This window comes from Flavobacterium sp., from assembly GCF_004211145.1.
In the GTDB taxonomy this organism is placed as follows: domain Bacteria; phylum Bacteroidota; class Bacteroidia; order Flavobacteriales; family Flavobacteriaceae; genus Flavobacterium.
Genome location: NZ_SEBS01000008.1, coordinates 88,061 through 108,390, shown reverse-complemented (window position 1 = coordinate 108,390; position 20,330 = coordinate 88,061). Strand labels below are relative to the sequence as shown.

The 20,330-nt window shown below is 48.2% G+C and carries 15 protein-coding genes; 8 read left to right on the top strand and 7 right to left on the bottom strand.

Annotation, left to right across the window (positions count from 1 at the left end):
- Window positions 1–4 precede the first annotated feature (4 nt).
- The 4 genes from EOO50_RS05785 to EOO50_RS05770 all read right to left on the bottom strand — a co-directional run bounded on the left by EOO50_RS05785 (window position 5) and on the right by EOO50_RS05770 (window position 5,599).
- Complete coding sequence (locus EOO50_RS05785; protein WP_290838575.1) at window positions 5–2,245, bottom strand: xanthine dehydrogenase family protein molybdopterin-binding subunit; 2,241 nt, start codon at window positions 2,243–2,245, stop codon at window positions 5–7.
- Between the two features lie 17 nt (window positions 2,246–2,262).
- Window positions 2,263–3,279, bottom strand: a complete 1,017-nt coding sequence (locus EOO50_RS05780) for a xanthine dehydrogenase family protein subunit M (RefSeq protein ID WP_290838574.1) — start codon at window positions 3,277–3,279, stop codon at window positions 2,263–2,265.
- Window positions 3,276–3,755, bottom strand: coding sequence for a (2Fe-2S)-binding protein (locus EOO50_RS05775; RefSeq protein WP_290838573.1), 480 nt, complete (start codon window positions 3,753–3,755; stop codon window positions 3,276–3,278). Before EOO50_RS05775 ends, EOO50_RS05780 begins: the two co-directional genes overlap by 4 nt.
- Window positions 3,756–3,907: 152 nt before the next feature.
- Window positions 3,908–5,599, bottom strand: a complete 1,692-nt coding sequence (locus tag EOO50_RS05770) for an FAD/NAD(P)-binding protein (RefSeq protein ID WP_290838572.1) — start codon at window positions 5,597–5,599, stop codon at window positions 3,908–3,910.
- A gap of 169 nt (window positions 5,600–5,768) precedes the next feature.
- Between EOO50_RS05770 and EOO50_RS05765 the strand changes: the two genes are divergently transcribed.
- Both EOO50_RS05765 and EOO50_RS05760 read left to right on the top strand, forming a co-directional pair.
- A complete protein-coding gene (locus tag EOO50_RS05765) occupies window positions 5,769–6,017 on the top strand; it encodes a hypothetical protein (protein ID WP_290838571.1) in 249 nt (82 codons plus the stop codon).
- Between the two features lie 103 nt (window positions 6,018–6,120).
- A complete protein-coding gene (locus tag EOO50_RS05760; RefSeq protein WP_290838570.1) occupies window positions 6,121–6,867 on the top strand; it encodes a Gfo/Idh/MocA family oxidoreductase in 747 nt (248 codons plus the stop codon).
- Between the two features lie 54 nt (window positions 6,868–6,921).
- On the opposite strand, the gene EOO50_RS05755 is transcribed toward EOO50_RS05760, so the two are convergent.
- Entirely contained in the window at window positions 6,922–7,215 is a 294-nt protein-coding gene (locus EOO50_RS05755) for a hypothetical protein (protein WP_290838569.1), read from the bottom strand.
- A 260-nt stretch (window positions 7,216–7,475) separates the two neighbouring features.
- On the opposite strand from EOO50_RS05755, the gene EOO50_RS05750 reads away from it, so the two are divergent.
- The gene (locus EOO50_RS05750) at window positions 7,476–7,724 is read left to right on the top strand and encodes a hypothetical protein (protein WP_290838568.1); all 249 of its coding nucleotides are present in this window, start codon (window positions 7,476–7,478) and stop codon (window positions 7,722–7,724) included.
- A 23-nt stretch (window positions 7,725–7,747) separates the two neighbouring features.
- Here EOO50_RS05750 and EOO50_RS05745 read toward each other — a convergent pair whose 3' ends face one another.
- Both EOO50_RS05745 and EOO50_RS05740 read right to left on the bottom strand, forming a co-directional pair.
- The gene (locus tag EOO50_RS05745; protein WP_290838567.1) at window positions 7,748–9,238 is read right to left on the bottom strand and encodes a DEAD/DEAH box helicase; all 1,491 of its coding nucleotides are present in this window, start codon (window positions 9,236–9,238) and stop codon (window positions 7,748–7,750) included.
- A gap of 90 nt (window positions 9,239–9,328) precedes the next feature.
- Window positions 9,329–11,065 (bottom strand): ABC transporter ATP-binding protein, encoded by a 1,737-nt coding sequence (locus EOO50_RS05740; protein WP_290838565.1) that lies wholly within the window; start codon window positions 11,063–11,065, stop codon window positions 9,329–9,331.
- An 81-nt stretch (window positions 11,066–11,146) separates the two neighbouring features.
- On the opposite strand from EOO50_RS05740, the gene EOO50_RS05735 reads away from it, so the two are divergent.
- The 5 genes from EOO50_RS05735 (at window position 11,147) to EOO50_RS05715 (ending at window position 20,154) form a co-directional block, all read left to right on the top strand.
- The gene (locus tag EOO50_RS05735; RefSeq protein WP_290838564.1) at window positions 11,147–11,608 is read left to right on the top strand and encodes a DUF2975 domain-containing protein; all 462 of its coding nucleotides are present in this window, start codon (window positions 11,147–11,149) and stop codon (window positions 11,606–11,608) included.
- A gap of 117 nt (window positions 11,609–11,725) precedes the next feature.
- Window positions 11,726–15,370, top strand: coding sequence for a TaqI-like C-terminal specificity domain-containing protein (locus EOO50_RS05730; RefSeq protein WP_290838563.1), 3,645 nt, complete (start codon window positions 11,726–11,728; stop codon window positions 15,368–15,370).
- A complete protein-coding gene (locus EOO50_RS05725) occupies window positions 15,367–15,879 on the top strand; it encodes a hypothetical protein (protein WP_290838562.1) in 513 nt (170 codons plus the stop codon). The genes EOO50_RS05730 and EOO50_RS05725 overlap by 4 nt, the downstream gene beginning before the upstream one ends.
- Window positions 15,880–15,994: 115 nt before the next feature.
- Window positions 15,995–16,510, top strand: a complete 516-nt coding sequence (locus EOO50_RS05720) for a helix-turn-helix transcriptional regulator (protein WP_290838561.1) — start codon at window positions 15,995–15,997, stop codon at window positions 16,508–16,510.
- A 206-nt stretch (window positions 16,511–16,716) separates the two neighbouring features.
- The gene (locus EOO50_RS05715; RefSeq protein WP_290838560.1) at window positions 16,717–20,154 is read left to right on the top strand and encodes a methylmalonyl-CoA mutase family protein; all 3,438 of its coding nucleotides are present in this window, start codon (window positions 16,717–16,719) and stop codon (window positions 20,152–20,154) included.
- The last annotated feature ends 176 nt before the right edge of the window (window positions 20,155–20,330 follow it).

The window sequence follows — 20,330 nt, the reverse complement described above, 5'->3', positions numbered from 1 at the left end:
GTGATCATTCATCCAAAAGCCTGTCGAAATGAATCGGCAAATCATTCACGCGTTTTCCCGTAGCATGGAAAATCGCGTTGGAAATCGCCGCAGGAATCGCGACGAGTCCGATCTCACCGACACCTTTGATTCCCAATTCGTTTATTAGTTCGTCTTTTTCATCGGCGAAAATCACATCGAGTTCAGGTATATCGGCGTGAACGGGAATGTGGTACTCGCCTAAATTCATATTCATATATTTTCCCAGATTTTCGTCGAGCACGGTTTCCTCGTGAAGCGCTTTCCCGATGCCCCAAATCATCGAACCCTTTATTTGGCTGGTCGCGGTTTTTGGATTGATGATGGTTCCGGCCGCGATTCCCGAAACGGCGCGAACGACCGTGATCGTCTTGAGTTCCTTGTCGACTTCGACTTCGACAAATGCAGCGCTGTGCGTCGCCATGCTGTAATCCTTGAGTTTCAATACGTCGGGGCCGGTCATTTTTTTGACTTTGATTTCTTTGCCTTTGTTCGATGCGATGATGTCCACGAACGAAATCCCAACCGATGGATCGGACTTCAAAAATAACGCGCCTTGTTTAAATACGACGTCATCGATCTTCGCGTCATCAAAAGAACCGTCAGCTTTCTTCGCTTTTTTAAGCAGTTTTTCCTTGAGTTTTTTTACCGCGACCACGATTGCCGAACCTGTCGACGAAGTAATGGCCGATCCGCCCTGGAACATCGAAAACGGTTGCTTGCTGTCGCCATATTCAAACGTCACGTCCGATAGTTCGAGCCCGAGTTCATCGGCGGCGATCTGTGTCATGACGGTCAGCGTTCCCGTCCCGATGTCGGTCGTTGCGTTGCCGATCTTCAATTTTCCATCGGCCGAAATCATCGCTTCGACTCTCGCCGGAAATTGATATGCGTCCCAGATTCCCGTCGCCATTCCGTATCCGATGAGCTTATTGCCGCGCGTCATGCTGCCGGGTTTGTGATTTCTATTTTCCCATCCGAATTTCTTCGCCGCGTCGAGATAGCATTGCTTCAACGCCTTGCTCGTGAACGGTTTTTTGGTCGACGGATCGACGTCGGAATAATTCTTCACGCGCAATTCCAATGGATCCATTTTCAATTCATATGCGAGTTCATCCATCATGCATTCGATCGCGTGCATTCCCGTCGAACCTCCCGGAGCGCGCATATCGAGTGGCGTCGCCAAATCGAGCGGCACCAGTTTGTATTCGAACAAGGTGTTTTGGGCAGGATATAATTTGTGGCTCCACGGCACGACGATTTCGGCGTAATCCTCGTAGGTCGAAGTTTCCCCGATCGCCGAATGATTCATCGCCGTAATCGTTCCATCTTCGAGAGCACCGAACTTCAACTGCTGATGCGTCTGCGGCCTGTGCCCGAACGAAAACATCTGTTTCCTGTCGAGCACAACGCGCACGTTCCGCTTGAGTTCCAGAGCCGCCATCACGCTCATGAACAGCTGATGCTGCGGCCGCAATCCCGATCCGAAACCGCCGCCGACGAAAGGTGCCAAAATTCGGACGTCCTTGTAATGCAGTCCGAAAACATTGGCGACGTACAATTGATCGTTTACTGTGCCTTGCGTCTTGTCATAGATCGTGAGCTTGCCGTTGCCTTCATACACGGTCGTGGTCGCGAACAATTCGATCGGGTTGTGATGTTCCGTGCCATGTTTGTATGTTGCCGAAACTTTGACCGCCGCCGATTCGTACGCTTTTTTAAAATCGCCCGTAGGTTTGGGCGGTGGCGGTTTTAGGAATGTGGCGAGTCCTTTTTTCTGTTTTCGGGCTTTGTCGAGATTGCTGCCGAGAAACGTTTCGAACGCTTCTTCCTCGTATTCGATCTTTATCAAGGTCGCGGCATATCTCGCGGTTTCGAAATCGGTTGCCACGACAAGCGCGATCGGTTGGTTGTTGTGGACGATCTTATTGTTGTCGAGCGGTTTGAAAACGGTTCCAGGAGGCGCGTCCATGTCGGCATATTGCAAGTCGAGCCATGCGAGCGAAGGACGGTTTTCGTGCGTGAAAATTTCCTCGACGCCATCGAGCGCTTTCGCCGCCGACGTGTCGATCTTGAGGATTTTTCCTTTCGTGATCGTGCTGTTCACGACATATCCGATGAGTAAATCGGGAACGTCGTAATCGGCGGCATATTTGGCTGCGCCCGTTACTTTGAGTTTTCCTTCGAGGCGATTTACGGGTTGTCCGACGTAGGGTTGTGCTGACATGATTTCGGAGTTAATTTTTAGGCCGACGGTTTCGCGCCCGGCAATTGTGTTTCAGGTTTCAGCGCCATCATCGCGTTCCGGACGATCGCTTTCTTCGCGAGTTCGATCTTGAAGTCGTTGTGCCCGAAACCTTTCGCTCCGGCCAAAATCATCTCGGCAGTCTGTGCGAAATTCTCGCGTGTGGCGGCCTTTCCGACGAGAAAATCCTCGGCCTCGACGACTCGCCACGGTTTGTGCGCGACGCCACCGAGTGCGATGCGTGCTTTTTCGATCACGTTATCATTGAGTTGCAATCCCGTCGCGACTGAAACGAGCGCGAATGCATACGAATGTCGGTCGCGAAGTTTCAGGTACGAATAATTCGAAGCGAAACCTTCAGAAGGCAAATCGATGGACGTGATGACTTCGCCATGGACAAGGTTGTTGTCGACGTTGGGCGTATCTCCGGGCAATCTATGGAAATCGCGAAACGGGATTCTTCGGTCGCCATTCACACCCGAGACGTTCACCACGGCTTCGAGCGCCGCCAACGCCACGCACATGTCTGACGGAAAAACCGCGATGCAATGTTCGCTCGTGCCCAGAATCGCATTCATCCTGTTTTGTCCGTTCATGGCCGAACAGCCCGAACCCGGTTCGCGCTTGTTACACGGAACCGTCGGATCGTAAAAATAATAACAACGCGTCTTTTGCAGCAGGTTGCCGCCGTTCGTCGCCATGTTTCGGATCTGGGCCGACGCACCCGCCAAAATCGCTTTCGACAACAGCGGATATTTTTGTTCGATGAGTTCGTGGTAGGCGGTTTGGGCGTTCGTCGCAAACGCACTTATTCGGACGCCATTTTCGATTTCAACGATCTTGTTATCGGAATTTATGTGGTTGATATCGACGAGAATCTCGGGATGTAAAATGTCGTATTTCCAAAGGTCGATGAGGTTCGTTCCGCCTGCCACGAACATCGCGTCGTAATTCGGGCTGACCGTTTTTGAAGCATCGGCAATAGAGTTTGCTTGTACGTAATTAAAGTTGTTCATCGCGTCTGTTTTTTAACGTCCATGATAGCGTCGATTATGCCTGCGTTCGCGCCGCATCGGCACAGGTTTCCACTCATGAGTTCCTTGACTTCCTCACGCGTTTTTGCTTTTCCTTCGTTCAACATTCCAACCGCGCTGCAGATTTGTCCGGGCGTGCAATAGCCGCATTGGAACGCGTCGTGTTCGATGAAGGCCGTTTGCAGCGGATGTAGTTTTTCTCCGTCGGCCAAACCTTCGATCGTCGTGATTTCGCTTCCGTTCTTCATCACTGCCAGCGTCATGCAACTCAGGATACGTTCGTCGTCGCACAAAACGGTACATGCGCCGCACTGTCCATGATCGCAGCCCTTTTTGGTTCCCGTAAGATGGATTTTGTCGCGCAACGTGTCGAGCAGCGAAACCCAAGGGAATATGCTAAGCGGATATGCTGTCGTGTTTACGGTTAGCGTTATGTCGTGTTTTTTTATGTCGGGCATGGTAAATCTTGGTTGAGTTATCCCTAAGTTCGGTCATTTTGGCGTGCGTATCCTAAAAATAAAGGTTAACATGAAAATCGTGCAAGTCGTGTATGGAGATGAATTCGAATCGGTGTTATTTTTATACTATTACACAGTTTCGTGCGCTCCGGCTATTGCAACAACACCTCGGCAATCTTTTCAGACGCCGCCTCACAGAAATCCAGTCCGCTGTAATCAGGATTGTAACCGCCGAGATGCGAAACGGCCATGACGTACAGATTTTCAATGTAGGCGCCATATTCGTCGGCTGCCTGGAAATGGTCGTTGATCGCCACGCCGGGAACTTTCAAAAAGATCTCGCCTTCGGTTCTTACAATGTTGTCCGGATGCTGCAAGGCGTACTCCTGCGCTTTTTCGTGGGATGCGAACCGAAGCAACGCCCGACGCAACGATTTCGACTCGAGCAGGCCGTTGAACGGAAAATCTTCGTACGGTAAATGCGGTTGTCCCGTGCAATCGACAAATGTCTTAAAATGGGTTTCTTTTTCGTTTCCGTGTTCGTCTTTGTACGTAATGATTGCGCCGCCTTTTGGATGAGGTTCCATCGAATTGTCAAATCCCACGGTCACGAACTCGAGTATGCCGGCGTCGTGGAGCGCGAGCAATTCCTTGCACGAACTTTGGGGAATGAACGCGATAACGATCGATATCAACGGCATGAGCACCGATTGCAGCCTGATCATGTCCTCGGCCGAAAAATACTTCGCGGGCGGATTCATCGTAAAACTCAGCACGGCCAAAAGCTCTTTCCAGATTACCGATTCGTGGCGTTTCATCGATTTTTCGGCCTCGTCGTATTCGGCTTTCAACAAGTCGAACGGATCGATGTTCTCCCGCGATTTCATGATCATGTCCACGAATCCTTCGAGCGACAAATCCTTGATTTTGTTATATAGTTCAGGATCTTTTTCGATGAAAAGGTCTTTGTAGTTCTTCTCGAAAATAAAATCCAACGAAATGAAATTGTCGTTCGCCAACCGATGCGCCGCGAGTTCTTCTTCAGTGAGCACAGGTTGTCGGAACAAGTGCGGATCGTCCAGATGGAAACGCACCGCAGGCAACAATCCGTTTCGGGAATGCATGACGATCTTAAAATGATTGCTTTCCTTGTCGACTTTGTACGAGAGTTTTCCATTGTCGTCGGTGAATTTTCCATTGTGTCGGGCGAGTGTCCGGATCGCATCGATTGCGGTAAGCGATGCGCCTTTGAGCGCCACGGGATGATTCGTGCGTATCAGCAGTTTCGACGGCGGATAAGGCGAATCGAAAAAATTGTCGGGCAACGCTTTCTTCTTAGGCCAGTAATGCCCGGTGCAGATGACGAGTTCATCGACGGGATAGTCGCCGTGATTGGTGATGACCGAATATTTTTTGTCGGCCGTCGGTATCACATTTTCGACGTTCGTATTGAGATGTACGTTTGTTTTCAATCCGAATTTAGCCGATTCGTCGAGGTACATTTTGAATTGGTCGCTCAGGTATCGCCCGAACAACAATCGTGGCAACACTTTATAGTCGCTGTATTTTTCAAGGTCGATGCCGTACATTTTGAGCAGGGACGCGGGGCAGGTCGAAAGCCACTCGCGGACGCTGGAATGTATCTCGGGAATTTCGTTTCCGGAGACGTTGGTCACGTGTTCAGGGTTCGCACCCAAATCGCTGTAGGGTAATCCTGCGCCGAGCTTGTCGTTTTTTTCGAAGATGGAAATCGTGACGTCTTTGCGTTTCGCGGCTATAATCCGTTTGAACATAAAAAGAGCGGCAGGTCCGCCGCCAATGATTCCGATGTGTCGTGTTTGCATTCGGTGAAGATAGTTTCGAATGAGGGTTTTGGGGTTTTGGCTTTCGGGGATTTTGTTGCATCATTTAACTCAAGACTCATCGGCAATAAACCGTCACATTTTTACGAGAATAATGTAAAATGTCTCGCTCGCGCCGATCGTAACTTTATAAAAACAAAGAAGAGAAATCATGGAAAATCAAAATAACCCGAACGGGAAATCACAAGACCAGGAGTCGAGTTTTAAAAATATAATGGGATACGACAGCGAACAGACATCGGTAAATGCCGACGCAAAAAATCCAGGCTCTTTCCAAAACGCCGAAGAATCGAGTCCAAGCGAGCAAAACGCGGGATTCGCGAAACCACAGGCCGACGACTGGCCTGACGAAGACGAATCGAAAGACCATCCCGGCGGCCCGACCAAAAACAGGGAGTGATTCCTGTGTTTACCCTTTCCTGAAAATGGGAAGAATTGCTATGAAAAGGCGCCATCCCCAGGCGTCTTTTTTATAATGAAATCACCTCGCAACACTTTATCAAATGGAAAATCCGATACAGCAAAACACAAGACGCGACTTCCTAAAACATTCGGGATTGGCGATTGCCGCTACGATCGTTACGCCGAGCCTCGCAACATTCGCCCAGCAGACGTCAGCGTCGACGGCAAAACCGCTTGGACTGGCGCTCATCGGCCTCGGGGGTTACTCGTCCCAACAATTGGCACCCGCACTCGAGCAGACCAAGAACGTGAAACTCGTCGGAATCGTAACCGGGACGCCGTCGAAAGCGAAAGCCTGGAAAAAGAAATACAACATTCCCGAAGCCAATATCTACGACTACAAAAATTTCGACGAAATCGCCAATAACAAGGACATCGACATCGTGTACGTCGTGCTTCCGAACAGCATGCACAAGGAATTCACGGTTCGCGCCGCGAAAGCAGGGATCGATCTCGTCGGTGAAGAAGCGCTCCAAAAAAGCCTCGATGCCGCAGGAGCCGACGAAATTCAAGGAGAAGACAATTTATACGCGGCAACGCTCGGGGCGGATATCGTGAGCAACACCATGTATTTTGCCACGATCGGAGCAGGCGGCGCGAAGAACCTTTGGCCGCGGGCGATCGCAATGGGAATTGCCGCCGGAGTAGGAGCGGTCACACTTCCCGAACCGATGGGATTGGATGACGCACCGGTCGCCGACACGACACAAAAACAAGGTTTGACTGTCGGCTATTACGTATTCGGCGCATTGGTTACCGCGGGGCTTTTGAAACTCATGAAAGCCTGATGCGACATTAAAATACAAACGAAAAACGAGGACGTATGATCCTCGTTTTTTTTATCAATCGATTTTTCTGGTCGGGTTGGTTGCCGTCGATGGCGACGTCGTAGGCGTTCCGCTGTTCGTGTTTCCGGGCGTCGAACCTGACGATGTCGTGTAGCCCGTTGCCGGTTTCTTGTTCGCGTCGTTGGGCAGGTCCGATTCGGTCGTCCTGGTCTTTTCAGACCATGTCTGTTTCGTTTTCGCCTTGGTTTCGGTTTTTGGTTTCTTGGTTGTCGTACGCGTGCTGTCGGTTTGAGCCGATGCAACTCCTATACAAAACAGCATGCAGCAGCCAATGATTAACTTTTTCATAATATCGAATTTATGTGGCGTTCAAGGAATTATTTCCATTTACAAAGTTCGGATTACGGATTCGGGACACGTTACAGGATTTGAAATCAGGCGTATATGATTTCACGTGGCGGCTCGCATCATACCGATGACGCGTATTTCCGGCGTTTTTTCCGATGAAATAAAATACACGACAAATCGTACCAGTAACGCTGTCAATGTTATAATGAGTCGCTCGCCATCGATTTCTAACTTGCGACGGAACAATAAAACAACACGTCATGAAAAATTCCAGAAGACTTATAGCGACCGCGGCGTTGGCATTGCTGACGTTGACTTCCTGCAGGTATTCGCACATTGATAATTCCGATACCGAAGAAAGCAATCCATCAGTTCCCACGCAAGAACCTGCTCAAACCAAGAAAGTCGGGTCGGCAAGTATTTCGCAGGCCGACACCATCGACACCAAAAGCAGCAATCCGCCTGGCAACGTCAAACCCAATACGACGGGAACCGAACCCGACGAATGATCGACTCGGTAAAAAACTGAGAACTACGCCACCGATTTCACCTTCGCGAACATGCGTTTGACCATGCCTTCCAAACGACGCGCATAATCGTCGGCGAGCCAATCGCGGTAACTCTTCGTTGGTTTGTCGAGATATTTGGCATATTCGCGCGTCCGCAACAGGATTTCAGGTGCGAGATCTTCGGCCAAGGACAATGCCTCGCTAATGGAATCGCCGTTTTCGAGACACATCGCGGCATGTTGGCGGATCGCGGCTTCGATTGCCGTCTTGTGCGGGCGATCTTCACGGGTTGCGGCCTGGAACGCTTCGGCCATGTCGAAACCGACTTCAAGCGAATTTGGAAACTTGGCGCGCAGTGCGGCATTCATCGCGCTTTCTCTGGCACCGTCAGGCGAGGCCGCTAACTTTAATTGGGCGTAAAAATCTTGTGGCCTTTCGAAAATACGCTGCCAGTCCAACTCGTCGTTCCATTCGCCGAAACGCTCTGTATTGTTACCTAAATCTATGATCATGAAGGTTTTTTTTGAAGGGAGTTTTCGCGATCCACGACCGACCATTTGATGGAACAACGTGAGCGAAGTGGTCGCGCGGTTGAGTATCACGGTTTGTACCGTCGGTTCGTCAAAACCGGTCGTGAGGATCGACACCGATGTGAGGATCGCGTCCTTAGTTTGCTTGAACCACTTGAGTATTTCGGCCCGTTCGTGGGGCGAATCGCGATTGTCGAGATGTCGGATCGGATAACCAAGCTCGCGGAACGCATAAAAAACTTGTTTCGACGTCGCGATGCCGTTGTTGAAAATAAGCGTCTTTTTTCCTTTTGCATTGGTTTCATAAGCCTTGACGAGCAACTGCAACAGCGCGGGCGTGGTGTACAGCGCGTCAGATGAACTCACCGTGAAATCGCCTCCGGGACCGGTCGAAAGCGACTGCAGATCCATGTCGTACGCGATCGATTTGGGTTTTGACAGGAAGCCGTTCGAAATCAAATTTTTGATGCTTTCCCCGACGATCAAACTATCGTACGCTTCATTGAGCGGCAGGCTTTTGTCGGAACTTAAAGGCGTGGCCGTGACGCCGATGATGATGGCGTCGGTGAATTTGTCGAGCAGTTTCCGAAAAGAATTGTGATGCGCCTCGTCTATGATGACAAGCCCCACGTTATCGATGTGGACTTTTTTGTTCTTGATCCGATTTTTGAGCGTTTCCACCATCGCGACCACGCACGCACATTCGCGCGTCTTAAGCACGCGGCTGCCGCTCTTGACGACGCAACTCTTCACGCCCGCGGCTTTCAACGTCCTGGCGGTTTGGTTGCACAGTTCGTTGCGATGCGTCAGAATGGTTACATTGCTTTGGTAGCGTTCGATGAAACGTTTCGCGATTTCAGCAAAGATCACGGTTTTGCCGCCGCCCGTGGGAAGTTGGTACAGCAATCGGTAACCTTTTCCGTTTTTCTCGATTGACGCGAAGATCTTTTCGAGGTCGCTGGCTTGATAGGAGTGAAGTGGCATTGGGTGTTTTTTGCGCAAGTTACGCTGCACCTGAAATGTCGACGTTGCAGTTTTAGGAACCAGATTTACATAATATCATAGGGAACCGAATCACTTTTTGCGCTCACCGATCTGCTGTCGCCACAAAGCAAAATACAGTCCTTTTAATTCAAGTAATTGCTCGTGGTTGCCGTGTTCGATGATGCGGCCTTTTTCGAGCACGTAAATCGTGTCGGCGTGCATGATCGTCGAAAGGCGGTGCGCGATCAGGATCGTCATTTGCTGGCGGTCGGCCGAGATTTCGCGTATCGTTTTGGTGATCTGTTCCTCGGTGATCGAATCGAGTGCCGACGTCGCTTCGTCGAATATCAACAACCGCGGATTTCGCAGCAACGCCCGCGCGATCGACAGCCTTTGTTTTTCACCACCTGAAAGTTTGCGTCCGCCTTCGCCAAGAATCGTATCGAGTCCGTCAGGCGCATTCGCCAATACCGTCGTGGCCGAGGCTTTTTCCATCGCGGCGAGCATCTCGGCCTCGGTCGCATCGGGTTTTACGAACAACAGGTTTTCGCGGATCGTGCCAAAAAACAATTGGGTATCCTGGGTTACGAATCCCATTTGCCTGCGGATCCGGTTGTAGCGCAAATCCTGTATGGAAACGCCGTCGTAAAAAATGTCGCCTTCGACGGGGCGATACAACCCGACCAGCAGCTTCACGAGCGTCGATTTTCCAGATCCCGACGGGCCGACGAACGCCAAAGTGTCGCCCAGTTTCGCCTCGAACGATATATTCTGGATGGCGTTGAACGACGCGTTCCTGTGCCTGAAAACAACGTTGTCGAATTTGAGTCGCGTCAGCACGCCGGTGTCGACCCAATCTTTTGGACTGTATTCCACGGGTTTTTCGAGAATGTCATTGAGCATGTTGAGTGCCGTCTCAGCTTCGCGCCACGAGACGATTATGTTGCCCAAATCCTGCAATGGCCCGATGATCGCCGTTGAGATGAACTGCATCGAAATGAGTTCGCCGGCTGAAAGCACGTCCTTGAAAATGAGCCATAATAATATGAAAAGGATGGACTGTTTCAGGAAAATCAGGATGGTTCCCTGCAGGAAACTCAACGTGCGCATCTTCCTGACTTTCGCCATTTCAGATGTGTAGATTTCCTGCGTATGCGCCTTGAGCCGTCGGATTTCAGAATACGTAAGGCCTAGACTTTTCACGAGTTCGATATTGCGAAGGCTTTCGGTGATCGTGCCGCTCATTTGCCGGTTTTGTCGCATGAGTGAACGTTGCAGGGTTTTTATGGATCGGCTCAGCAGGCTCGTGATGCCGCCGAGCACCACGAACCCGATGAAAAACACGGGAATCAGCGCCCAGTGTTTGGTGATGGCGTACCACATTAGGAAACCGACGCCTACGAACGATGAGAACAGCACATTTATGAAGGCGGTGATGAATTTCTCGGTATCGCTGCGAACCTTGAGCAATACGGCCAGGATTTCGCCGCTCGTCTGGTCTTCGAACTCCTGGAACGGCAGCCGCAGCGTGTGCCGCAGTCCTTCGTTGAAGATATCCATGCCGAACCTTTGCACGATCATGCGCAGCACATAATCCTTGAGCGACAGGAACAACCTCGCGGCCAATGCAAGCGAGACCGCGAGAAGTAATAGTTTGATTATGCCGTTGGGAAGATCGCCCTTTACGGGAGCGAGCGCGTAGCCGTCGACGATGCGCCCGAATATGATCGGGTCATACAGCGCGAGTACCTGGGCGATTCCCGCGAGTAGAAGCGCAAGGAAAATCCAGTTGCGATAGGGTTTGAGGTATTTCCAGAATATAGCCATAGCGGTACGTTTAAGTTACGAACTAAATTCGATATAGGCCGACTGAAATTTTTTCACGAAATTAGACATCGAAAAAACATTATGAAAAGGTTCGCATTTCCATTCCTTCAAGCTGTCCTCGTGTTCGTCGGCTTTGTCATCCTTGCCATGATGATTTGGCTTCCGACGATCGAAGGAAGGGCCAAAGACCTTGACTTGGTGAGCATTTATTCCGATCCGTTTATCCTGTTCGCCTATGTGTCTTCCATTGCTTTTTTCGTCGCTTTGTACAACGCGATTTCGTTATTGGGCCGAATCGGGCGAAACAAATTATATACGATGACGTCAATAAAAATGTTGCGGACCATAAAGATCTGCGCGATATTATTGGGTATTCTAATCGTCTCGGCGGGACTTTACATAAGGATTTTCCACAGCGAAGACGACGATCCGGCGGGTTTTTTGGCAATGTGTTTCGTTATGGTTGTAGTTTCGGCAGCCGTTGCAGTCGTTGCGTGGAAGCTCGAGAAAAGAATTCGGAGTGCTTCGAGTTTAAAGTCGTGAACGGCCAAATAATCATTTTCGGCGCGCCATTTTCATTGTTGTATTTTGGACGTCTTGAACCTTACTCGATATAATTTTTCGTTTATTTGTTTCTACACAATTCACAGATAATCCCGAATGGAAATCCAGCAGTTAAAACCGCATGCCGCGTTAAATAAAGCGTTTCTTAAAGCAAAGCCGAACCGTTCGGATATTGAAAAGTTCAAAGCCAATCTCGTTCAGCTGCTCGATCACGTAAACGATTCCGAATCTGAGGAATTCCACAAAAACCTCGTAATGGATTTCCTCAAGAAAACCTATTACGATCCGAGCCATTTCATCAACACCAAAGGCAGGAACGATCAGGTGATTCACATCGGGAATTCGGCGAAAACTCCCGTTGGCGTGATTATCGAAGCCAAGAAATTTTCGAACAAAACTGAAATGGTCTCGACCAAAAGGCTCAATTCGAAAGCGTTGCAGGAATTGGTGTTGTATTACCTGCGCGAACGGATCACCCACAAAAATCTCGAGGTCAAGCAACTCGTCGTAACGAATGTTTACGAATGGTTTATTTTCGACGCGACGATTTTCGACAGGCTTTTCGCCCAAAATAAAACGCTTGTAAAGCAATTCACCGATTTTGAAGAAAGCCGATTGTCTGAAAACAAAACCGACTTTTTCTACAAACAAATAGCCGAACCGTTCATCGCTCAAGTAATCAACGACATCCAATTCACGTATTTCGACCTGCACGATTACGAAAAGGCGTTGCGCAACAACGATAAAAAAGACGACAACAAACTCATCTCGCTATTTAAACTGCTTTCGCCCGAACACTTGCTCAAACTTCCGTTCGCCAACGACAGCAACAGTCTTGACAAGCGATTTTACAGCGAATTGCTGCACATCATCGGGTTGACTGAGACGAAAGAAGGCGCGAAGAAACTCATCGAGCGGCACAAACCCGGGCAGCGTTATTCGGGAACATTGCTCGAAGACACGATCGTTCAGCTCGATACGCTCGATAAGATCGGGCGTTTGGACAAGCCGTCACAATTCGGGGCGACGCAGGACGAACGCTTGTTTAACGTTGCGCTCGAACTCTCTATCACTTGGGTAAACCGCATATTATTCCTCAAATTACTCGAGGCCCAACTCATTACGTATCACAAAGGCGACAGGAATTACGCGTTCCTGAACCTCGAAAAGATCAAGGAATTTGACGATTTGAACGTTTTGTTCTTTCAAGTGCTCGCCAAAAAACACGAGGAACGCAACGACGACGTAAAAACGATGTATAGTAAAGTTCCGTACCTGAACAGTTCGCTTTTTGAGCCGACCGAGCTGGAACACCAAACGCTTCTCATAAGCAACCTGCGCGACAACAAGCCTATTCCCGTGCTTTCGACGAGCGTGCTTAAAGACAACCAAGGCAAAAAGATCACGGGCGAATTGGGAACGCTCGAATATCTGTTCAAATTTTTGGACGCCTACGATTTCGCGAGCGAAGGGCAGGAAGAAATCCAGGAAGACAACAAAACCCTAGTCAACGCATCGGTGCTGGGCTTGATCTTCGAGAAGATTAACGGTTACAAGGACGGTTCGTTCTTTACGCCTGGTTTCATAACGATGTATATGTGCCGCGAAACGATCCGCAAGGCCGTAGTCCAGAAATTCAATGAGGCTAAAGGCTGGAATTGCGAGACGATCGACGACCTGTACGATAAAATTCAAGATCGAAGCGAAGCCAATTCCATTGTAAACACGATCAAAATCTGCGATCCGGCGGTCGGTTCGGGACACTTTTTGGTGTCGGCATTAAACGAAATGATCTCGATTAAAAACGACCTCAAGATTTTGCAGGACCGCGACGGCAAACGCCTCAAGGAATATCACGTGGAAGTCGTAAACGATGAGTTGATCGTGACCGATGAGGATGGCAAACTCTTCGAGTACAACCCGACAAACAAAGAAAGCCAGCGCGTACAGGAAACGCTGTTCCATGAAAAACATACGATAATCGAGAACTGTCTTTTCGGGGTCGACATCAACCCGAATTCAGTGAAAATCTGTCGACTGCGGCTCTGGATCGAACTGCTCAAGAATGCCTATTATAAAAACGCGACTGAACTCGAAACGCTGCCCAACATCGACATCAACATCAAATGCGGGAATTCATTGGTGAGCCGATTCGCTATCGACGCCGACCTTGGCCAGGCGCTCAAGAAAAGCAAGTGGTCGATCGACAGTTACCGATTGGCCGTCGACACGTACCGCAACGCCAAAAGCAAGGAGCAGAAACGCGAGATGGAAAAATTGATCCACGATATAAAAAGCGATTTCCGAAGCGAGATTTCAGGCAACGATCCGAAACTGCTCAAGTATCGAAAACTCTCGGGCGAACTCTACAACCTGACCAACCAGCAGCAGCTTTTTGATTTGGGCAAAAAGGAAAAAGCCGCGTGGAACAAACAAGTAGAGAAGCTCGCAACCGAAACCAAAAAACTCGACGCCGAGATCGAAGAGATCAAGGCCAACAAGATCTACGAAAATGCATTCGAATGGCGTTTCGAATTCCCCGAGGTTTTGGACAACGATGGGAATTTTGTGGGATTTGATGTAGTGATTGGGAATCCGCCTTATGTCGATATTAAAGAATTAAAAAAAGATTTGGTCGATTTCATATTTTCTAATTACGAAACGTCTACTAATCGAGTAAACCTGTATTCGACATTTGTCGAAAGAGCTCGTATTATTTTGAAGCCATTGGGGCAATTTTCCTATATTATTCCGAACTCTATTTTGATGAATTCATCGTACCAGGAATTAAGAAATATGATTGCTGGAGAAGTCTATGAAATTATAAAATTACCTGAGAAAGTGTTCGAGGACGCAACTGTTGAAACCATTATCATCAATTTTCAAAAGGCCGTGAATTCGGCTTTTTGCGAGGCGATACATTTCCAAAAGGACGAAAAAATTGACGATATCGATTTGAAACTGAAAAAAAAGATAAATAAAGAGGTGTGGAAAATTTATTCGCAGCCAAAATTTAATATTTTTATTTCAGCCTCGTATTCTATGATTTTAGAGAAGGTTTTAAATGCCGGCGTAGAATTAGGTTCGCTAGCTGATTTCTCACTAGGGATAACCCCTTACGACAAGTATAAAGGGCACACAAAGGAGATAATAGAGAATAAAGAATTTCATTCAAAAATAAAAACCTCCGACATATATAAGCCGCTTATAAAAGGAGAAAATATAATTCCGTACATAGTGCAAAATCAAGTTGGCGAATACATAAAATACGGTGAATGGTTAGGCGCGAAAAGAGAAGAAAAATTTTTCGTAGAACCTAGAGTCATTGTTCGTCAAATTGTATCGGGTAAGCCTCCAAAAATTTACGCGGGATATTCCGATGAACCTCTATATTTTACTCAGATTGGATTTGCGGTCATCCCAAAACATGGCATTACAATATGGGAAGTTCTTGCCTTATTAAACAGTAAGCTTGTCAACTTTTACCACAAGTTCGTATATCTCGATATTGAAAAAGAACTTTTTCAAAAGATCCTAATAGAAAATGCGAAATCACTTCCAGTTAAATCATTTATTGATAAAGAAAAAATAGCACAACTCGTAAAACAAATTATTTCAATTAAAACGGAAAATACAGATTCGAAAACCGCAGATCTCGAATCCCAAATCGACCAACTCGTCTACCAACTTTACAACTTAACCGACGAAGAAATCGCCATCGTCGAAAACAGCGTAAAATGACCAATATCTATCTTTCAAAAGCAACCTGCAAGTATTTTGACTTTGAAACCATTGGTCAAATCTCGCCCGAAACGGCTTACTGGCATTGGTTCGCACATGTTTTTGAACTTGCGGGCCAAAAGCATCTGATCATCATGGAAGAACAATCGCTTTACAGCGTCACGGTTTTCATGATCGAACCCGATTTTAAATTGTGTCTCGATTCGTTCCTCGTGAAGGCGACGCGCCAAATGCTCGCCGACAAATTCACCGTGGCCCAAATAAAGCTGTTCGAGGATTTACAGGATCATACATTGGCGTATCCGATGCCTTTTAAAGGTCGCGAGATGACGATCATCAATCATTTCATACGCCGACTCGAAAAAGTGTATTACGACACGAACGACCCGGCAAAGGTGAAACTGTATTCAGAGAAGACGTTGAATGCAATGCCTCAAAAGACATTGGGATTCGCCACCGCAGCCGAACATTTCAAGAAGCAATTGTCGCGGTTTGAACCCAATGTCTGATGCGGATTTCCGGTATTTTATATTTATTTGAAACATTTTATTACCTTCCATAAAAATTGTTTCAACTGTTGTACAAAATGTAAATCGGTCGAAAAATTGTTTCAATATAGTCGTCATGGGCAAAAAATCTCTCGAACGCGAATCGCTTGGCCTAACCCAATTTGAATTGGCGGCGCTGCTCAACATCAGCCGGCCGGTCCTGGCCTTGTATGAGACTGGCAAGCGCAGCCTTCCGGTATCGGCGCATCAAAAAATGTCGGAGTTGCTGGCGCACGCGCAATCGGCTAAAACCGATGTAAAAGCGGAATCTGGCAAAGACGAGCGCGCGCTATTGGTCAAACATATCGAAAGACTTGTGCTCGAGAACGACTACCAGCGCATGACCGTGAGCCGAAAGATCGCCGATACCGAACAAAAGAAAGCGAAAGCGATGCGCCGCGAGCAACTGTCGGGGTTCGTCGAGCAACACGATTTTAAGGGCGAACGAAATCCGTTGCCGTTTAGCAAATTGTCGGGAAAAAATTCGGTTGCCGCATACGGTACGACGCTTATGAAACTCGAACTTCGGCAGGAACTTCTCGGACTTGAACAAACATTTTTAGCCGCAAAACTCGCCGAACTACTTGTCTGAACTGAAAGTTTCGAAGACTTTGTGAGTCTGCGGAGTCGACGCTGTTTCGATCTAAATCCACAAGATTGACGAAACTTGGCAGGTTAACGAACCCAAAATGTCACTATCTCTAAACCACTGTCAATTATCAATTATCAATTGTCAATTGTTCATTTAAAGTTATCGTTTTCGTAAATTGCACCCCAAATATTCCCATCTCCTTAAAAATGGAACAAGCAAAACCGTACATTCCTGTCAATAAAGTAAGAATAGTAACCGCTGCGTCGTTGTTTGACGGGCACGATGCCGCGATCAACATCATGAGGCGAATCATCCAGTCTACAGGCGTCGAAGTGATTCATTTAGGTCATGACCGAAGCGTCGAAGAAGTCGTGAACACCGCGATCCAAGAGGATGCGAATGCGATCGCGATGACGTCCTACCAAGGCGGACACAACGAATACTTTAAATATATGCACGACCTGCTCCATGAAAAAGGCGCGGGCCATATCAAGATTTTCGGAGGCGGAGGCGGCGTGATCTTGCCATCGGAAATTTCTGAATTGCACGAATACGGCATCGAAAGGATTTATTCGCCCGACGACGGCCGCGCCATGGGATTGCAAGGCATGATCAACGATCTGGTCAAGCGTTCCGATTATCCCGTGGGCGATTCATTGAACGGTGAAGCGAAACATTTGGAGGAAAAATTCGCTCCGGCGATCGCGAGAGTGATTTCATCGGCCGAGAATTTTCCCGATGTCGCGATGCCGACAATGAACGAAATCCGCAAGAAAAACGAAAGTTCAACGACACCTGTTTTGGGAATCACGGGAACCGGAGGCGCAGGAAAATCGTCTTTGGTCGATGAATTGGTGAGACGATTTTTGATTGATTTCCCTGAAAAAACGATTGGATTGATTTCAGTCGACCCGTCGAAACGCAAAACCGGAGGCGCGCTTTTGGGCGATCGCATCCGAATGAACGCGATCAATAATCCGCGCGTTTACATGCGTTCACTCGCGACACGTCAGTCAAATTTGGCGTTGTCGAAATACGTGGCCGACGCGATTGATGTCCTAAAGGCCGCGAAATACGATTTGATCATTCTTGAAACGTCGGGAATCGGACAGTCGGATACGGAAATCATGGATCATTCCGATGTTTCACTTTACGTTATGACGCCTGAATTCGGAGCCGCGACCCAACTCGAGAAAATCGACATGCTTGATTTCGCCGATCTCGTCGCGATCAACAAATTCGACAAACGAGGCGCTCTCGATGCGTTGCGCGACGTCAAAAAACAGTTCCAGCGCAACCACCAATTGTGGGACGCCGATCTGGATACGTTGCCGGTTTTCGGGACGATTGCGAGCCAATTCAACGATCCGGGTATGAATACGTTGTATAAAGCGGTGATGGACAAGGTTTTAGAAAAGACCCTGTCAGGGTTACAGTCGACTTTTGCGATTTCGAAAGAAATGAGCGAGAAAATCTACGTCATTCCGCCGAGCAGGACGCGTTACCTGTCGGAAATTTCAGAGAACAACCGCAAGTACGACGCGACCGCGAACTCGCAGCAAAAAGTCGCGCAAACGCTTTTCGGAATCTACAAGACGATTTCGTCGGTAAGCGGAGTCGAACTTGCGCTGACAAAATTCGGTCTCGACTCAGACCCAATAAACAATAACAATAACAACGACAATAAAAATAACGAATTCCTAAAACTACTTTTAGCCGAATTCGACCGCGTCAAAATGGACCTCGATCCCTACAACTGGGAAATCGTTTTGAACTGGCAACAAAAGGTCACGAAATATAAAAATCCCGTGTATTCATTCAAGGTGCGCGACAAGGAAATCCGCATCCAGACGCATACCGAATCGCTTTCGCATACGCAAATCCCAAAAGTCGCCTTGCCGAAATACGAGGCTTGGGGCGATATTTTGCGTTGGTGTTTACAGGAAAACGTTCCGGGAGAATTTCCGTTCACGTCAGGATTGTATCCGTTCAAACGCGAAGGCGAGGATCCGTCGCGCATGTTTGCCGGGGAAGGCGGACCGGAAAGAACCAACAAGCGTTTCCATTACGTTTCGAAAGGAATGCCTGCAAAGCGATTGTCGACGGCTTTCGATTCGGTGACTTTATATGGAAACGATCCGCACGTGCGACCTGACATTTACGGAAAGATCGGGAATGCCGGTGTTTCGATCTGTTGTCTCGACGATGCGAAAAAACTGTATTCGGGATTCGATCTGAGCCATCCGCTCACGTCGGTCTCGATGACGATAAACGGTCCGGCGCCGATGTTGCTCGCGTTTTTCATGAATGCGGCCATCGACCAGAATTGCGAGAAATACATTCGCGAACAAAACCTTCAGGATTCGGTTGAAAACAAGATCAACGAAATCTATAAACTCCGCGGAACCGAACGCCCCAAATATCAAGGCGATCTGCCCGAAGGAAACGACGGACTCGGTTTGATGTTGCTCGGCGTCACGGGCGATGAGGTTTTGCCGAACGATGTCTACCAACAAATAAAGGAACTTACGTTAACGCAGGTTCGCGGAACGGTTCAAGCCGACATCTTAAAAGAAGACCAAGCACAAAATACGTGTATTTTCTCGACGGAATTTGCGCTCCGAATGATGGGCGACGTCCAGGAATATTTCATCACGAACAACGTCCGAAATTTCTATTCGGTTTCGATTTCAGGTTACCATATCGCCGAAGCAGGAGCGAACCCGATCACACAATTGGCGTTCACGCTCTCGAACGGTTTCACATACGTCGAATATTATTTGAGCCGCGGCATGAACATCAATGATTTCGGCCCGAATTTGTCGTTCTTCTTCTCGAACGGCATTGATCCCGAATATGCCGTGATCGGACGCGTCGCAAGAAGGATCTGGGCGAAAGCGATGAAAAACAAATATGGGGCGAACGAACGCGCGCAGATGTTGAAATACCATATCCAAACGTCGGGAAGATCGTTGCATGCCCAGGAAATCGACTTCAACGACATCCGAACCACATTGCAGGCTTTGTACGCGATTTACGACAATTGTAACTCGTTGCACACGAATGCTTACGACGAAGCGATCACGACTCCGACCGAAGAATCGGTGCGTCGCGCGATGGCGATCCAACTGATCATCAACAAAGAACTCGGTCTCGCCAAGAACGAAAACCCGATCCAAGGTTCGTTCATCATCGAGGAATTGACTGATCTGGTAGAGGATGCCGTGTTGCAGGAATTTGACCGAATCACGGAACGCGGCGGCGTGCTGGGCGCGATGGAAACCATGTACCAACGTTCGAAAATCCAGGAAGAATCGTTGTATTACGAAACGCTCAAGCACAATGGCGAATTCCCGATCATCGGCGTGAACACGTTTTTAAGCTCGAAAGGTTCGCCTACGGTTGTTCCGATGGAAGTCATCCGCGCGACCGAAGAAGAAAAACAATATCAGATCAACATGCTCGACAATCTGCACAAAGCGAATGCGGGCAAGGAAGACGAATTGATCGCAACCGTGCAGGAAGCCGCGATCCAAAACAAAAACATTTTTGAGCAATTGATGGAAACGGCGAAGGTTTGTTCTTTGGGGCAGATTACGAGCGCGTTGTTTGAGGTTGGCGGACAGTATCGTAGGAACATGTAAACGGTTGTTTTTATAATTTAAAGTCCGTTGAGGTTTTTCCTTGGCGGATTTTTTTTTGCCGTTAAGAGCATTGAGTTTAATGAGAAATGTAAATGGATTTTTTGCTGTTGTTTGCTTCGGAGTTAACACTAATCGCGCGAAAACGTAATGCTCTTAATGCTCTTAATGTTTAAAAT

Bases quoted from the DNA above. Each gene is read 5' to 3' on its own strand.
- EOO50_RS05735 (WP_290838564.1), top strand. From the start codon at position 11,147: ATGAAAAGGTTCGCATTTCCATTCCTTCAAGCTGTCCTCGTGTTCGTC.
- EOO50_RS05720 (WP_290838561.1), top strand. From the start codon at position 15,995: ATGGGCAAAAAATCTCTCGAACGCGAATCGCTTGGCCTAACCCAATTT.
- EOO50_RS05745 (WP_290838567.1), bottom strand. From the start codon at position 9,238: ATGCCACTTCACTCCTATCAAGCCAGCGACCTCGAAAAGATCTTCGCG.
- EOO50_RS05750 (WP_290838568.1), top strand. From the start codon at position 7,476: ATGAAAAATTCCAGAAGACTTATAGCGACCGCGGCGTTGGCATTGCTG.
- EOO50_RS05760 (WP_290838570.1), top strand. From the start codon at position 6,121: ATGGAAAATCCGATACAGCAAAACACAAGACGCGACTTCCTAAAACAT.
- EOO50_RS05730 (WP_290838563.1), top strand. From the start codon at position 11,726: ATGGAAATCCAGCAGTTAAAACCGCATGCCGCGTTAAATAAAGCGTTT.
- EOO50_RS05785 (WP_290838575.1), bottom strand. From the start codon at position 2,245: ATGTCAGCACAACCCTACGTCGGACAACCCGTAAATCGCCTCGAAGGA.
- EOO50_RS05725 (WP_290838562.1), top strand. From the start codon at position 15,367: ATGACCAATATCTATCTTTCAAAAGCAACCTGCAAGTATTTTGACTTT.
- EOO50_RS05715 (WP_290838560.1), top strand. From the start codon at position 16,717: ATGGAACAAGCAAAACCGTACATTCCTGTCAATAAAGTAAGAATAGTA.
- EOO50_RS05765 (WP_290838571.1), top strand. From the start codon at position 5,769: ATGGAAAATCAAAATAACCCGAACGGGAAATCACAAGACCAGGAGTCG.
- EOO50_RS05770 (WP_290838572.1), bottom strand. From the start codon at position 5,599: ATGCAAACACGACACATCGGAATCATTGGCGGCGGACCTGCCGCTCTT.
- EOO50_RS05755 (WP_290838569.1), bottom strand. From the start codon at position 7,215: ATGAAAAAGTTAATCATTGGCTGCTGCATGCTGTTTTGTATAGGAGTT.
- EOO50_RS05780 (WP_290838574.1), bottom strand. From the start codon at position 3,279: ATGAACAACTTTAATTACGTACAAGCAAACTCTATTGCCGATGCTTCA.
- EOO50_RS05740 (WP_290838565.1), bottom strand. From the start codon at position 11,065: ATGGCTATATTCTGGAAATACCTCAAACCCTATCGCAACTGGATTTTC.
- EOO50_RS05775 (WP_290838573.1), bottom strand. From the start codon at position 3,755: ATGCCCGACATAAAAAAACACGACATAACGCTAACCGTAAACACGACA.